Genomic DNA, 14,316 nt, shown 5'->3' with positions numbered 1-14,316 from the left:
CTCAGCCGGGCAGGTCGGCGGCGAGCGCGTGCAGCGGCTCGGCGAGGTCCTCGGCGTAGAGCTCGAGGAAGCGGCGCTGGTCGTGCCCGGGGCCGTGCAGCACGAGGTGGTCGAACCCGGCCTGCACGTAGGGACGGACCTGGTCGACGATCTCCTGCGGGTCGCTGCCGACGATCCACCGCCGGGCCACCTGCTCGATGGGCAGGTCGTCGGCGGCCCGCTCCATCTCCTGGGGGTCACCGATGCTGTGCTTCTGCTCGGGGGTGAGGGACAGCGGCGCCCAGAACCGGCAGTTCTCCATCGCCTCCTCGTGCCGACGCTCGTAGGAGACCTTGATCTCGATCATCTTCTCGATCGGTCGGCCCGGGTCCTTGGACAGCGACCGGCCCTCGGCGACCGCCGGGAGCAGCTGGTCGGTGTAGAGCTCCATCCCCTTGCCGCTCGTGCAGATGAAGCCGTCCCCGGCCCGTCCGGCGTACTTCGCCATCGTCGGGCCACCCGCCGCGACGTAGACCGGGACGCCACCGTCCGGCACGTCGTAGAGGGTCGCCTCGTCGGTGCGGTAGAAGTCGCCCTCGAAGGTGGTCCGCCCGCCTCCCCAGAGCTCGCGCATGAGCCGCACGGACTCGCGCAGCCGGGCGAAGCGCTCCTTGAAGTCGGGCCAGTCGCCGGTCACCCCGCCGGTCGCCAGCTCGTTGAGCGCCTCGCCGGAGCCGACGCCCAGGATGACCCGGCCGGGGTAGAGGCAGCCCATCGTGGCGAACGCCTGCGCGACCACGGCCGGGTTGTAGCGGAACGTCGGCGTGAGCACCGAGGTGCCCAACGTGATCTCCCGCGTGCGCTCGCCGACGGCCGTCATCCAGGCGATCGCGAACGGGGCGTGGCCGCCCTCGTGGCGCCAGGGCTGGAAGTGGTCGGAGACGAAGGCGGACTGCATACCCGCCTCCTCCGCCGCGACGCCGAGCTCGACGAGCTCGCGCGGGGCGAACTGCTCGGCGGACGCCTTGTAGCCGATCCTCAGGCCTGCGGTCATGGGGTCTCCTCGTCTCGCAGCGAATGTCGCCCGGTGGTCCGGTCGTCGCCGACCAGGTCGCGGGCGGCGCCTTCGATGGTCTCCTCGGAGAGCAGCACGGTCAGCGCCGCGTCGCCGAGGGGGATGAAGCTGTCGTGGCTGGCGACCCGGGCCACCCGCCCACCGTAGGCGGCGTCGACCAGCGCGGTCACCACCCCCTCGGAGACGCCGCCGCTCCGGCGGGTCTCGTCGACGACGAGCACGCGGCCGGTGGCCTCCGCCTCGCGCAGCAGGTCCTCGACGGGCAGCGGGGCGAGCCAGCGCAGGTCGACCACCCGCGCGTGGATGCCGTCGGCCTCGAGGCGGCGGGCCACCCGCAGCGACATCGGCAGGCCGTTGCCGAAGGTGACGAGAGTCAGGTCGGTGCCGTCGCCGTGGGTGCGCGCCCGGCCGAGGCCCGGGTCGTCGTGGCTGCCGGGGGCGGGGTATGCCGTGCGCCAGAGCCCGTCGCCCGGCTCGTGGAGGTCCTCGGTGTGGTAGAGCGCGATGGGCTCGAGGAACACGCAGACGCGGCCGAGACGGGCCGCGGCGTCGAGGCAGGTGAGCAGCATCGTGGCGGCGTCGTCAGGGCGCGAGGGCGAGGCGACGACGAGGCCGGGCACGTCGCGCAGCACGCCGACGGCGTTGTCGTTGTGGAAGTGCCCGCCGAAGCCCTTCTGGTAGCCGTAGCCGGGCACCCGCACCACCATGGGGTTGCGGTAGCGCCCGTCGGAGAAGAACGGCAGCGTCGCCGCCTCGCCCCGCAGCTGGTCCTCGGCGTTGTGCAGGTAGGCGAGGTACTGGATCTCCGGGACCGGCAGCAGTCCCGCGAGGCCGGCGCCCAGGCCGAGCCCGAGGATCGTCTGCTCGTCGAGGAGGGTGTCGAAGACCCGGGTCTGGCCAAGCTTCTTCTGCAGGCCCCGGGTCACGCCGTAGACGCCGCCCTTGCGGCCCACGTCCTCGCCGAGCACGACCAGGCCGGGGTGGAGCGCGGCACCCTCCAGCAGCGCCCGGTTGAGCGACCGCGCGAGCGTCAGCGGCCCCTCGTCCTCGGGCAGCCGGTCGCCGAAGACCCGGCGGCGCGCGGCCGCGTCCGCGTAGCCGGCCCGGGCCGCGGCGGGGCCGGTGGTGGCCGGCCAGGCGACGGGCGCGGCCAGGGTGGCGGCCGAGGTGTGCTGCGGGAGACCGGCGACCTCGTCGGCGACCTTCAGCACGTGCTCGCGCGTGCGCTCGTAGCGGTCGAGCACCTCCTGGGCGGTCAGCACCCCGGTCGAGACGAGCAGGTCGGCCGTGGCCAGCAGGGGGTCACGCTCCAGGTCGGCGGCGATCTCGGCGGGGGAGCGGTAGGCCGTCTCGACGTCGGTGCCCGCGTGGCCCATGAGCCGGACGGTGCGCAGGTGCAGGAACGCCGGCCGGCGGTGCGTGCGCACGAACCGGGCCGCGTCCCGGGCGGCGTGCACGGTCGCCACCGGGTCGGCCCCGTCCGCGACGAACCACCGCAGGTCGGGCCGGCCGCCGAAGGCGCGCTCGACCCACCCCGCGGGCGTGCGCACGCTGATGCCCAGGCCGTTGTCCTCGCAGACCAGCAGGAGCGGCAGCGGCATACCCCGGTAGCTCGCCTGCATCGCCGCGTGGAGGGCACCGACCGCGGTCGAGTGGCTGGCCGAGGCGTCACCGAAGCTGGCGACCACGACCGCGTCGGCGGGCCAGGGCGGCTCTACCCCCAGGCGCTGCGTGCGGCCCAGGGCGAAGGCCAGCCCGAGCGCACGGGGCAGGTGCGAGGCGATCGTCGAGGTCTGCGGTATGACGTGCAGGCCGGGGGAGCCGAAGACCTTGTGCCTGCCGCCGGAGCCGGGCTCCTCGCGGGCGGCCACCAGGCCGAGCAGCACGTCGCGGACCCCGTCGTGCCCGGGCACCTGGGCGGCCCGCCGCTGGTAGAACCCGCCGGAGCGGTAGTGCAGCAGGGCGGGGTCGGTGGGCCGGAGGGCGGCGGCCACCGCCGCGTTCGACTCGTGGCCCGCGGAGCCGATCGTGTAGTAGCCCCGACCCCGCGCGCGGAGCACCCGTGCCGCGAGGTCGAGGTGGCGGCTGGTCGTCATCGCCTCCAGCAGCGCTAGCGCCTGCTCCTCGGGCAGGTCGGCTGGCAGCGCCGTCCCCGGCCGCCGGGCCAGGGCGGCCGCCCGCGCGGTGAAGAAGGAGTCGACCTGCTCGGTCACGGGCCCGTCCTCGCCGGGCGGCTCAGCGGAACGCCTGCCGGCCGGTCAGCGCCTGCCCGATCGTCAGGGCGTGCATCTCGCTGGTGCCCTCGTAGGTGAGGACCGACTCGAGGTTGTTGGCGTGCCGCATGACGGGATACTCCAGCGTGATGCCGTTGGCGCCCAGGATGGTCCGGGTGGTGCGGGCGATCTCCAGGGCCTCGCGCACGTTGTTGAGCTTGCCCAGGCTGATCTGCGCCGGGGCGAGGCCCTGCCGGTCCTTCACCCGCCCCAGGTGCAGGGCCAGGAGCAGCGCCTTGGCGTACTCCACCGTCATGTCGGCCAGCTTGGCCTGGGTCAGCTGGAAGCCGCCGATCGGGCGGTCGAACTGCACGCGGCTGCCGGCGTAGTCGATCGCGGTGAGCAGGCAGTCCCGCGCCGCGCCGACGGCCCCGAAGACGATCCCGAACCGGGCCTCGTTGAGGCAGCCGAGCGGGCCCTTGAGCCCCTGCACGCCGGGCAGCTCGGCGGAGACCGGCAGCCGGACGCCCTCCAGCACCAGCTCGCTGGTCACCGAGGCGCGCAGCGACATCTTGTGGTGGACCGGGTTGGCGGTGAAGCCCGGGGTGTCCGTGGGCACCACGAAGCCGCGCACGCCGTCGTCGGTCTGCGCCCAGACCACCGCGACGTCGGCGACCGAGCCGTTGGTGATCCACATCTTGGTGCCGTCGAGCACCCAGTCCCCGCCGCCCTCCCGGCGTGCGCGCGTGCGCATCCCCGCCGGGTCGGAGCCGACGTCGGGCTCGGTGAGGCCGAAGCAGCCGATCGCCTCGCCGGTCGCCATCCGCGGCAGCCAGGTGGTCCGGTGCTCCTCGCTGCCGTAGGCCCGGATGGCGTACATCGCCAGGGACCCCTGGACGCTGACGAGGGAGCGGATGCCCGAGTCGCCGGCCTCCAGCTCCAGGCACGCGAGCCCGTATGCCGTCGCGCTCGTCCCGGCGCACCCGTAGCCCTCCAGGTGCATCCCCAGCAGGCCCACCCGACCGAGCTCCCGGGCGAGCTCGCGGGCGGGCAGCTCACCGGCCTCGTACCAGCCGGCGACGTGCGGGCGGACCTGCTCGTCCACCACCTGACGGACGGTGGCGCGCACGGCACGCTCCTCGTCGTCCAGCAGACCGTCCACCTCGAGGAGGTCGTCGGGGGTCACGGGCGGTCGGAGGCGGCGTGTCGGGTGCATCACCCAGCCGAAGATACCGGCGGTCAGCCGAGGGCCTTGAGCCGGCGGGCCGGGGGAACCTCCACGGCCTCGTCCGCGGGGGCGGCGTACTGGTCCAGCGGCGGGGTGTCGGGGTAGGCGACAGTCCACCGGCCACGGCTCTGCTCGGGGTCGGGCAGGTGGCCGGCGTAGACGGAGGCCTCGCCGACCGACCGTGGTCCGTCGAGGACCATGCGGGCGCCCACGTGGTTGACGGTGACGAGCGCGGCCGAGTCGGCCCGCAGCGCGCGCAGGTGCTCTGCGACCGGGTGGAGACCGGGCAGGAGGAAGGCGCCGTCGTCCCCGCCGAGCATCAGCTGCCGGTGGCCGAAGAAACGTCCTGGCATCTGCACGAGCTGGCCGTCCAGCGCGGAGCAGAGGACCACGGGGGAATGCTCGGGGCGGGCGTGGCCGTGCACGTGCGCACGCAGCTCCAGGATCCCGTGGCCCGCCTCGGTGACCGCGACGTGGCGGCGGTGCGGGCTGTCGTGGACGGCGAGGTCGGCCACGAAGGCAGGCAGGCCGGCGGCGCGGCCGGTCCGCGCGGCGACGACGTCGGTCACCGCCAGGTGCAGGACGAAGCCGCGCAGCGGGTGCCGGTAGGGAGCCAGGCGCGGGACGTCGGACGGGGCGGTGGGCAGGACCCCGACGGCCACCGCGGCGAAGGGCGGCAGCGCCAGCGTGGTGCCGCTGCCGTCGCGCGTGGTCACGTCGCGCAGGTGCAGGGCCGCCACGAAGACCAGGCCCCTGTCCTGCGACCAGCGGGCCGGGCGCAGCTGCTCGCTCGGCAGCAGCTCCCGGACCGCCTGCATCGAGGCGGTGTGGACGGTGTGGAAGGCCTCGACCCGGTGCGCGACCATGCGGCCCCCCGCGGCGAAGGAGCCGCTGCCGCCGCCGGCCTGCTCCTCCCACCCGAAGAAGTCCTGGTCGACCTCGGGGGCCGGGATGTGCGGGTCGGCGGTGCGCATGTCGTCTCCTCAGCCCTCTGCCTGTCCCCATGCTACTACTTCAGGTAGTTTTTCGGGGCTGCGTCGCGGAGAGGTGCGGGCCGGGCACGCGAAAGCCCCGGGGGCGTCAGGGGCAGCCCCGGGGCTTCTCGCCGTGGCCAGGGGCGGGGTCGAACCGCCGACCTTCCGATTTTCAGTCGGACGCTCGTACCAACTGAGCTACCTGGCCATGAGTAGTGCTGAGGCGTGGCCAGCACCTCTCGGTGCTGACCACGCCGCACGCTCTGCGACCCCGACGGGACTCGAACCCGCGACCTCCGCCGTGACAGGGCGGCGCGCTAACCAACTGCGCCACGGGGCCTCGTTCACAACAACAGGACGAGACCTGTGCACCCCCAACGGGATTCGAACCCGTGCTACCGCCGTGAAAGGGCGGGGTCCTAGGCCGCTAGACGATGGGGGCCTTGTCCTGCTTTCGGCCCCTCGTCAGACGACCTGCTCGGATCCGCTGAGGACAGTGAGAGAGCATACGGGACGGATGGCGAGGACACCAAAACGGCGGTAGCTGCGCGGCATCGCCGCAGGTCAGAGGGTGCGCGCCGCGGTCGGGTCCGCCGCCCACGCGAGCAGCTCGGCCAGTGGCCAGGTGTTGACGATCCGCTCCGGCGGCACCCCGTGGCGGACCGCCCGCGCACAGCCGTGGTCGAGGAAGTCCAGCTGCCCGGGCGCATGGGCGTCGGTGCTGAGCGCGAAGAGGCAGCCGGTCTCGACGGCGAGCTCGAGCAGGTCCCCCGGAGGGTCCTGCCGCTCGGGCCGGGAGTTGATCTCCACGGCCGTGCCGGTCTGTGCGCAGGCCTCGAAGACCGCCCGCGCGTCGAACTCGCTCTGCGGCCGGACCCGGCCCCCGTTGCCCGCCCCCTTGTCGCCGCGCCGGGGCATCACCCGCCGGCCGGTGCAGTGACCGAGGACCGAGGTCAGCGGGTTGCGGACGGCCGTGACCATCCGCCGCGTCATCGCCCCCTTCTCCATCCGCAGCTTGGAGTGGACCGAGGCCACCCGGACGTCGAGCTCGGCGAGCAGGCCCGGCTCCTGGTCCAGCTCCCCGTCGTCGAGGATGTCGACCTCGATCCCCCTGAGCAGCCGGAAGGAGTCGCCCACGTGGGCGTTGACGGCGTCGACGACCGTCAGCTGGCGGCGCAGCCGGGCGGCGGTGAGCCCGTTGGCCACGGTGAGCCGGGGGGAGTGGTCGGTCAGCGCGAGGTAGTCGTGGCCGAGCTCCATCGCGGTGGCGACCATCTCCTCGACCGGGGAGCCGCCGTCGGACCAGTCCGAGTGGGTGTGCAGGTCGCCGCGCAGGACCGCGCGCAGCGCCTCCCCGCCCTCGGCGAGGGGGACCCCCGCCGCGGCCTCGAGGTCGGCGAGCTTGTCCGGGACCTGCCCGGCGACGGCCTGCGCGATCACCTTCGAGGTAGAAGGCCCGATGCCGGGCAGCTCCTGCAGGCTGCCGTCGCCCACGCGGCGGCGCACCTCGTCCTCCCCGAGCGGGAGCAGCACCTTGGCCGCGTTGCGGTAGGCCTCGACCCGCCGCGTCTCCTCACGGCTGCGCTCGAGGAGGAAGGCGATGCGACGCAGGGCGTCGACGGGCTCGATCGTCATGCCCCGACGGTATGCCGTCGCCGGCCCGCACGCCCGCCGTCCGTGGGCAGAGCGCGAGGGCGCCCGGCCGCGGCATACCCTTGCGGGCATGCCTCCCGACGTGCGTGCCGCCCGGATGCGCGACCTCGACCCGCTCACGCTCTACGCGCTCCTGCGGCTGCGCACAGACGTGTTCGTGGTGGAGCAGGAGTGCCCCTACCCCGAGCTCGACGGCCGGGACGCCGAGCCGGACACCGAGCACCTGTGGGTGGAGGTCGACGGTGCGCCGGTCGCGACGCTGCGGCTGCTGCGGGGCGGCGAGGGAGCGGCATACCGGATCGGGCGGGTGGCCACCCACCGGGAGCACCGCGGGCACGGGTATGCCGCCGCGCTGGTCACCGAGGCGCTGCGTCGCGCCGGGGGCACTCCCGTCGAGATCGACGCGCAGACCTACCTGGAGGGGTGGTACGCACGCTTCGGCTTCCGGCGCAGCGGGCCGGACTTCCTCGAGGACGGCATCCCGCACCTGCCGATGCGCCGGGAGGCGTGATCAGGCGTCCTTCTCGGGCTGCTCCGTCTGCGCCCTGATCTCGGCCGGGGTGCGCAGGGAGCCGCGCAGGAAGTCCTCCCCGAGGTACTCCAGCGCGAGCCGGGCGAGCACCTGCTGCTCGGTGACGGTGCGCTCGGCGCGGTCGCGGCCGACGAAGCTGACCGCCCAGTGCATCAGCGTGGTGACCTGGGTCTTGAAGCCGATGATGTAGAAGATGTGGACCGCGAGCCAGGCCAGCCAGGCGGGCACGCCGGTGAGCTCGATCCGCCCGCGCTTCATGACGGCGCGGAACCGGGAGATCGTGGCCATCGACCCCTTGTCGTGGTACTCGAACGGCTGGCCCGTCTCCTGCCCGCGCAGCCGCCGCAGGATCTGGTCGGCGGCGTGGCGCCCGGTCTGGATGGCGCCCTGCGCCACTCCGGGGAGGTCCTCCATGCCGACCATGTCGCCGACGACGAAGACCTCGGGGTGGCCGGGCAGCGTCATGTCCGGGTTGGGGCGGATCCGCCCGGCGCGGTCCAGGGGCGCGCCCGTCTGCGCCGACAGGGTCTTGGTCAGCGGGTTGGCCTGCACGCCGGCCGCCCACACCTTGGTGGCCGCCTCGATGCGCTCGCTCTCGCCACCGCGGGTCCGCACGACCAGGCCGTCGGCGTCCACGTCGACGACCATGGCCCCCAGGCGCACCTCGATGCCGAGCCGCTCCAGGTCGCGGCGGGTGCGCGTGGCGAGGTCCTCCCCGAAGCTGCCGAGCACCTCGTCGGCGGCGTCGAGCAGGATGATCCTGGCCTCCGAGGGGTCGATGTGGCGGAACTCCTTGGCCAGGGTGCGCCGCGACATCTCGATGAGCTGACCGGCCATCTCGACACCGGTGGGGCCGGCGCCCACGACGACGAAGGTCATCAACCGGGGGATGCGGTCGGTGTGGCCGCCGGCCGCGGCCATCTCGGCCATCTCGAAGGCGCCGTAGATCCGGCCGCGCAGCTCCAGCGCGTCGTCGATCGTCTTCATGCCGGGAGCGAACTCGGCGAAGTGGTCGTTGCCGAACCAGGACTGGTTGGCCCCCGCGGCCACGATCAGGCTGTCGTAGGTGAAGGTGTTGACCTGCCCGACCGAGTCGGCCGTCACGGTGCGGGCGGCGAGGTCGATCTCCCGGACCTCGCCCAGCAGCACCCGGGCGTTGGTCTGCCGGGCCAGCACGTCGCGGGTCGCGGGTGCGATGACGCCCTCGGACAGGATGCCGGTGGCCACCTGGTAGAGCAGCGGCTGGAACAGGTGGTGCGTCGTCCGGGCCACCATGGTGACCTGCACCTCGGGGGCGTCCAGCTTCTGGGTGGCGAAGAGCGCGCCGAAGCCGGACCCGACCACCAGGACGCGGTGCGGTTGCTGCTCGGTCACGGCGGGGGGCGGGCTCGGTGCGGTGCTCATGTCTGTGCTAGCGCATTCCGTGAGGGGGACGTTCCTGGTACGACGACGTTACGTGCATCACGTGTGCTGCGCCGGGCGGGGCGACACCGCACACTGGGGGGCATGACCAACCTCGAGACGGCCCCGGCGGAGCAGGTCGGCGGGCAGGACGTCACCCACCCGGGCACCAGCATCATCGAGCCCCGGGAGGTCCCCCTCGGCGGTCCGCGGGCGATGACCGTGCGGCGCACCCTGCCGGCCCGGGGCCGGACGATGATCGGGGCCTACTGCTTCGTCGACCACTACGGGCCCGACGACATCGGGCAGACCGGGGGGATGGTCGTCCCGCCGCACCCGCACACCGCGCTGCAGACCGTCACCTGGCTCTTCAGCGGCGAGGTCGAGCACCGCGACAGCACCGGCGTCGTCGCCCGCGTGGTGCCCGGCCAGCTCAACCTGATGACCGCCGGCCACGGCGTGTGCCACAGCGAGGTCTCGGTCCGCACCCCCGACGCCCCGCAGGTCCTGCACGGGGTGCAGCTGTGGACGGCGCTGCCGTCGGGTGACACCGACGTCGCGCCACGCTTCGACCACTTCGAGCCGGAGCCGGTCCGGGTCGACGGCGCGGCCGTCAGCGTCTTCCTGGGGCAGCTGCGGCTGCCCGGCGGGCACGTCGCCGCGTCGCCGGTCCCCACGTTCACCCCCCTGCTGGGGGCCGAGGTCCGGCTGGACCCCGGTGCCGAGATCGTGCTGGACCTCGACCCCGGCTTCGAGCACGGCGTGCTGCTGGACCGGGGTGACCTCAGCGTCAACGACGGCTGCGCCCTGGGTCGCGCCCATCTCCTGCACGAGGCGCCCGGCCCCACCACGATGCGCCTGCGGGCCGGGGCTGACGGCGCCGACGTGATCCTGCTCGGCGGACCTCCGTTCGGGGAGCAGATCGTCATGTGGTGGAACTTCGTGGGCCGCTCCCACGAGGACGTCGTGGCCGCGCGCGAGCAGTGGCAGGCCGAGCTCGGGCACGACCCCGAGGGCCGGTTCGGCGCGTTCGACTACCCCGGTGGCGAGTCGCTGCCGGCGCCGGCGCTGCCCCACGTGCGGCTCCGCCCCCGCACCTGAGGCGCCCCCGGGTGCCACCACGGGTCCTGCTCGTCGACAACGTCGACAGCTTCACCTACAACGTCGCCGACCTGCTGCACCGTGTCCTGGGCGCGGCCCCGGTCGTGTGGCGCCACGACCACCCGGCGACCGCCGCCGACCTGGCCGCCTTCGACGCGGTCGTCGTCGGGCCCGGGCCGGGACGCCCGCAGGTGGTCGGCGACATGGGCCTGTCCGACCTGGCCCTGCGCCAGACCGCGGTGCCGGTGCTCGGCGTCTGCCTCGGGCACCAGGGGCTGGCGCACCTGCACGGCGGCACGGTCGCGCAGATGGCGGTGCCCCGGCACGGGATCGTCAGCGAGGTCGAGCACGACGGCACCGGCCTCTTCGAGGGCGTCCCGCAGCGCTTCCGGGTGGTCCGCTACCACTCCCTCGAGGTGCTCGCCCCCCTCCCCGAGGCGCTCGCGGCCACAGCCCGCGCCACCGACGACGGCTCCCTCATGGCGCTGGAGGACCGCACCGCCCGCCGGTGGGGGGTGCAGTTCCACCCCGAGTCGGTCCTGTCCGAGCACGGCGAGCGCATCGTCGCCAACTTCCTGCGGCTGGCCGGGGTGGCGGTGGCGCGTGGTCCTTCGGCGGGTCCCGACGTGGTCGGGGTCGGGGACGCCCTCGCGCCGCATCCTCCGCGACGCGGGGGTCGGCCGGTGCGGGTCGAGGTATGCCGCGCGCCCCGCCCCGGGGGCGCCGCCGTCGACCCGTGGGCGCTGCGCGAGCGGCTGGTGGGCGGCTCGCCCACCTCCGTGTGGCTCGACGCCTCGGACGGCACGGGCTGGTCGCTCCTCGTCGACTCGACCGGACCGCTGGCCTCCGAGCTGACGCACCGGGTCGGCGAGGACGCCCCCCTGCTCGACCGGCTCGACACCGCGCTGGCGGGGTGGGACCTCGTCGGGCCCGCGCCCGAGGTGCCGTTCACCTGGCGGCCCGGCTACGTCGGCTACTGGGGCTACGAGCTCAGGGCGGAGACGGGCGCGACCCCCGGTGGGACCTCCCGCTCACCCTGGCCGGACGCCTGGCTGACCTTCGCCGACCGGGGCGTCGTGCTCGACCACGCCACCGGCGACGTGTGGGTGGTCTGGCTGGAGGACGTCACCGACCCCTCGGTCGGGCGCGTCCAGCGGGCGTGGGCGGACAGGGTGGCGGACGCCGTCGCCGCCCCGGCGCGACCGGTGGCGGCTGCGGCGGATGGCGTCACGGACCCTCGTGCCGTCCTGTCGTCTCACGGTGGTCGCCCGGACGACCACCGTGACACGACAGCAGCGCACGAGCGTCTGCCGGACGGAGCGGGGGTGGAGGCTCGCGGGGACTCCGGGAGCCCCACCGCACCGCGCCCCCGCGACGACGGGACGGCATACCTGCAGAAGGTCCGGGCCTGCCAGGAGGAGATCGCGCGCGGGGAGTCCTACGAGATCTGCCTCACGACGACGTGGTCGGCAGAGGTGGCCGTCGACGAGGCCGAGCTCTACCGCGCGATGCGGCAGGTCAGCCCCGTGCCGCACGGGGCCTGGCTGCGCACCCCCTCGCTGAGCGTGCTGGGCTGCTCGCCGGAGCGTTTCGTCTCGGTCGACGGGGAGGGCAGGGTCGAGACGCGCCCGATCAAGGGCACCCGGCCGCGCGGCGCGACACCGCAGGACGACGCGGCGCTGGCCGGTGACCTGGCGACGGCCGAGAAGGACCGCGCGGAGAACCTGATGATCGTCGACCTGCTCCGCAACGACCTGCACCGCGTGTGCCGCACCGGCAGCGTGCACGTGCCCGAGCTCTTCGCGGTGGAGACCTATGCCACCGTGCACCAGCTGGTCTCGACCGTGCGGGGGCGGCTCGTGGACGGCATGGGGCCCACGGACGTGCTGCGGGCCTGCTTCCCCGGCGGGTCGATGACCGGGGCGCCGAAGGTGCGCACCATGCAGATCCTGGACCGGCTCGAGGGTGCGCCCAGGGGGGTCTACTCCGGGGCGGTCGGCTGGATCGGGCTCGACGGGTCGATGGACACCTCGATCGTCATCCGGACGGCGACGTGGGAGCCGGGGCGGGTGACCTTCGGCGTCGGTGGAGCGGTGACCGCGCTCTCCGACCCTGCCGAGGAGCACGCCGAGACCCTGGCCAAGGCGGCCGCGCTGCGGGCCGCGCTGGCACGTGCCTCGGGCCGGGCAGCCGGTCAGTCCGGCTGATCCGGGCCGACGACGCGCAGCCGCACCGGCTGCCGGCCGGGCACCCCGCCGAGGGTGAGCAGGAGCCCCTCCCGGTCGCGGACCCACGAGCTGACGAGGACGGCGCGCTGGTCGACGAGCGCCCGCATGAGCCTGGCCAGGCCGCCCGGCGGGAAGGAGCTGACCAGCAGCGTCGTGCCGTCCGCCAGCCGCAGCCGGCCCACGCCCCGGACGGGACCGGCCTCGAGCGCCCGGACGGGGACGCGCCGGGAGACCAGCCCGGGCAGCAGCACCTGGAGGCGGTCGGCGAGTGCGCGCTCGACCTCCGCCCAGTCGCGCGCGGGGTCTCCGTCCCAGGACGGCATGCCCCCAGTGTCGACCGTAGGGTGGACCGATGACCAACCAACCGATGCTCGAGCTCAACAACGGCGTCCGCATCCCCCAGGTGGGGTTCGGCACCTTCCGGGTCGACGAGAAGGAGACCCAGCGTGTCGTCGAGGCGGCGCTGGAGAGCGGCTACCGGCACATCGACACGGCCGCCGGCTACTACAACGAGGCCGGCGTCGGTGCGGCCGTGCGCGCCAGCGGACTGCCCCGCGAGGAGGTCTTCCTGACCACCAAGCTGCGCAACGGTGACCAGGGTCACGACAGCGCGCTGCGGGCCTTCGAGGACAGCCGCTCGGCCCTGGGCGTGGACGTCGTCGACCTCTACCTCATCCACTGGCCGGTCCCGGGCAAGGGCCTGGCGCCCCAGACCTGGCGCGCGCTCGAGAAGCTCTACGCCGACGGTGCGGTGCGCGCGATCGGCATCTCCAACTTCCTGCCCGAGCACGTCCGTGACCTGTTGGCGACGGCCGAGGTCACGCCCGCGGTCAACCAGATCGAGGTCCACCCCTCCTTCCAGCAGCCGGACGCCCAGCAGGCCTCCCGGGACGCCGGGATGGTCGTCGAGGCCTACGCCCCGATCGGCCAGGCCCAGGACCTCGAGCTGCCGGCCGTCGTGGCCCTCGCCGAGGAGCTCGGGGTGACGCCGGCGCAGGTGGTCCTGCGCTGGCACCTGCAGCAGGGCCGGGTGCTGCTGCCGAAGTCGGCGACGCCGGAGCGGATCGCGAGCAACATCGACCTGTTCGGCTTCGAGCTCAGCGACGAGCAGGTGGCGGCCGTGAGCGCGCTCGACACCGACGAGCGCCAGTTCCCCGACCCGCGGACGGCGGAGTTCAGCCAGTACCGCTCCTGACCGGGCCGTGCGGCGCACGGCATACCTCCCGGACAGCAGCGCACCCCCACCGCCGTGCAGGCGGTGGGGGTGCGGCTCGTCCGGGCAGGGGTGTCCCGGAGGGGAGGTCAGGCTCAGGCGGCCTTGATCGCGGAGATCTCGAACTCCAGGTTGACCTTGTCGGAGACGAGGAAGCCACCGGTCTCGAGCGCGGCGTTCCAGGTCAGGCCGAAGTCCTTGCGGCTGATGTCGGTGGAGCCCTCGAAGCCGACGCGGGTGTTGCCGAACGGGTCCTGGGCGGAGCCGGCGTACTCGAGGTCGACGGTGACGGGGCGGGTGACGTCCTTGACGGTCAGGTCGCCGGTGACGCGGAGGGTGTCGGCGTCGACGGCGGTGACCTCGGTGGAGCGGAAGGTCAGCGTCGGGTAGGTCTCGACGTCGAAGAAGTCGGCCGACCTCAGGTGGCCGTCGCGGTCGGCCTGGCGGGTGTCGACGCTGGCGGCCTGCATGGTGACCTCGACCTGCGCGCCCTGCAGGTCGGGGCCGGTGGTGGCCGAGCCCTCGACCTCGTTGAAGGCGCCGCGGACCTTGGTGACCATGGCGTGGCGGGCGGAGAAGCCGACGCGGGTGTGGGTGGGGTCGATGGTGTAGGTGCCGTCGAGCTCGCGGAGGGTCATGTGGGTGTCCTTCGTCCGTGGTGGTTGTTGATGTGTCAACAACGTTAGCGACATCTGGATGACGTGTCAAGCAAATGCTAG

General features: G+C 73.9%; 12 protein-coding genes and 3 tRNA genes. 4 read left to right on the top strand and 11 right to left on the bottom strand.

What is annotated here, in order from left to right; genetic code table 11:
* Nucleotide 1 precedes the first annotated feature (1 nt).
* The 8 genes from fgd to K330_RS20920 form a co-directional block, all read right to left on the bottom strand.
* Nucleotides 2-1,033, bottom strand: a complete 1,032-nt coding sequence (fgd, locus tag K330_RS0111885; RefSeq protein ID WP_022922041.1) for a glucose-6-phosphate dehydrogenase (coenzyme-F420) — start codon at nucleotides 1,031-1,033, stop codon at nucleotides 2-4.
* A complete protein-coding gene (locus tag K330_RS20925) occupies nucleotides 1,030-3,267 on the bottom strand; it encodes a thiamine pyrophosphate-dependent enzyme (protein ID WP_022922040.1) in 2,238 nt (745 codons plus the stop codon). Before K330_RS20925 ends, fgd begins: the two co-directional genes overlap by 4 nt.
* A 22-nt stretch (nucleotides 3,268-3,289) precedes the next feature.
* Nucleotides 3,290-4,483: an acyl-CoA dehydrogenase family protein gene (locus K330_RS0111875; RefSeq protein WP_029202608.1), complete on the bottom strand. Its 1,194-nt coding sequence runs from the start codon at nucleotides 4,481-4,483 to the stop codon at nucleotides 3,290-3,292.
* A 23-nt stretch (nucleotides 4,484-4,506) separates the two neighbouring features.
* Nucleotides 4,507-5,469 (bottom strand): acetoacetate decarboxylase family protein, encoded by a 963-nt coding sequence (locus tag K330_RS0111870; RefSeq protein ID WP_022922038.1) that lies wholly within the window; start codon nucleotides 5,467-5,469, stop codon nucleotides 4,507-4,509.
* A 134-nt stretch (nucleotides 5,470-5,603) separates the two neighbouring features.
* Nucleotides 5,604-5,677: transfer RNA gene (locus K330_RS0111865), tRNA-Phe, on the bottom strand.
* Between the two features lie 58 nt (nucleotides 5,678-5,735).
* Nucleotides 5,736-5,809, bottom strand: a tRNA-Asp gene (locus K330_RS0111860).
* 29 nt (nucleotides 5,810-5,838) lie between these two features.
* Nucleotides 5,839-5,911 (bottom strand) — tRNA-Glu (locus tag K330_RS0111855).
* A gap of 122 nt (nucleotides 5,912-6,033) precedes the next feature.
* Nucleotides 6,034-7,104, bottom strand: coding sequence for a PHP domain-containing protein (locus K330_RS20920; protein ID WP_022922037.1), 1,071 nt, complete (start codon nucleotides 7,102-7,104; stop codon nucleotides 6,034-6,036).
* Nucleotides 7,105-7,192: 88 nt separating this feature from the next.
* Between K330_RS20920 and K330_RS0111845 the strand changes: the two genes are divergently transcribed.
* On the top strand, nucleotides 7,193-7,633 hold the full coding sequence (locus K330_RS0111845) for a GNAT family N-acetyltransferase (protein WP_022922036.1): 441 nt from the start codon (nucleotides 7,193-7,195) through the stop codon (nucleotides 7,631-7,633).
* Here the strand turns inward: K330_RS0111845 and K330_RS20915 are convergent, their stop codons facing one another.
* Nucleotides 7,634-9,058 carry an NAD(P)/FAD-dependent oxidoreductase gene (locus K330_RS20915; RefSeq protein WP_022922035.1) on the bottom strand — a complete coding sequence of 475 codons (1,425 nt, stop codon included), beginning with the start codon at nucleotides 9,056-9,058 and terminating at the stop codon, nucleotides 7,634-7,636. It abuts the gene before it with no gap.
* Nucleotides 9,059-9,160: 102 nt separating this feature from the next.
* Between K330_RS20915 and K330_RS0111835 the strand changes: the two genes are divergently transcribed.
* Complete coding sequence (locus K330_RS0111835) at nucleotides 9,161-10,156, top strand: pirin family protein (protein WP_022922034.1); 996 nt, start codon at nucleotides 9,161-9,163, stop codon at nucleotides 10,154-10,156.
* Between the two features lie 11 nt (nucleotides 10,157-10,167).
* Nucleotides 10,168-12,363, top strand: a complete 2,196-nt coding sequence (gene pabB / locus K330_RS0111830; protein ID WP_022922033.1) for an aminodeoxychorismate synthase component I — start codon at nucleotides 10,168-10,170, stop codon at nucleotides 12,361-12,363.
* Here the strand turns inward: pabB and K330_RS0111825 are convergent.
* Nucleotides 12,351-12,707 (bottom strand): hypothetical protein, encoded by a 357-nt coding sequence (locus K330_RS0111825; protein ID WP_022922032.1) that lies wholly within the window; start codon nucleotides 12,705-12,707, stop codon nucleotides 12,351-12,353. The genes pabB and K330_RS0111825 overlap by 13 nt on opposite strands.
* Before the next feature lie 29 nt (nucleotides 12,708-12,736).
* On the opposite strand from K330_RS0111825, the gene K330_RS0111820 reads away from it, so the two are divergent.
* On the top strand, nucleotides 12,737-13,579 hold the full coding sequence (locus tag K330_RS0111820; RefSeq protein WP_022922031.1) for an aldo/keto reductase: 843 nt from the start codon (nucleotides 12,737-12,739) through the stop codon (nucleotides 13,577-13,579).
* A 113-nt stretch (nucleotides 13,580-13,692) separates the two neighbouring features.
* On the opposite strand, the gene K330_RS0111815 is transcribed toward K330_RS0111820, so the two are convergent.
* Entirely contained in the window at nucleotides 13,693-14,235 is a 543-nt protein-coding gene (locus tag K330_RS0111815) for a YceI family protein (RefSeq protein ID WP_022922030.1), read from the bottom strand.
* Nucleotides 14,236-14,316 lie beyond the last annotated feature (81 nt).

This window comes from Ornithinimicrobium pekingense DSM 21552 (genome assembly GCF_000421185.1).
In the GTDB taxonomy this organism is placed as follows: Bacteria; Actinomycetota; Actinomycetes; order Actinomycetales; family Dermatophilaceae; genus Ornithinicoccus; species Ornithinicoccus pekingensis.
This window is presented reverse-complemented; position numbering and strand designations above follow the sequence as displayed.

Coding starts and splice junctions, on each gene's coding strand:
- fgd (WP_022922041.1), bottom strand. CDS start 1,033: ATGACCGCAGGCCTGAGGATCGGCTACAAGGCGTCCGCCGAGCAGTTC.
- K330_RS0111875 (WP_029202608.1), bottom strand. CDS start 4,483: ATGCACCCGACACGCCGCCTCCGACCGCCCGTGACCCCCGACGACCTC.
- K330_RS0111870 (WP_022922038.1), bottom strand. CDS start 5,469: ATGCGCACCGCCGACCCGCACATCCCGGCCCCCGAGGTCGACCAGGAC.
- K330_RS20920 (WP_022922037.1), bottom strand. CDS start 7,104: ATGACGATCGAGCCCGTCGACGCCCTGCGTCGCATCGCCTTCCTCCTC.
- K330_RS0111845 (WP_022922036.1), top strand. CDS start 7,193: ATGCCTCCCGACGTGCGTGCCGCCCGGATGCGCGACCTCGACCCGCTC.
- K330_RS20915 (WP_022922035.1), bottom strand. CDS start 9,058: ATGAGCACCGCACCGAGCCCGCCCCCCGCCGTGACCGAGCAGCAACCG.
- K330_RS0111835 (WP_022922034.1), top strand. CDS start 9,161: ATGACCAACCTCGAGACGGCCCCGGCGGAGCAGGTCGGCGGGCAGGAC.
- K330_RS0111825 (WP_022922032.1), bottom strand. CDS start 12,707: ATGCCGTCCTGGGACGGAGACCCCGCGCGCGACTGGGCGGAGGTCGAG.
- K330_RS0111820 (WP_022922031.1), top strand. CDS start 12,737: ATGACCAACCAACCGATGCTCGAGCTCAACAACGGCGTCCGCATCCCC.
- K330_RS0111815 (WP_022922030.1), bottom strand. CDS start 14,235: ATGACCCTCCGCGAGCTCGACGGCACCTACACCATCGACCCCACCCAC.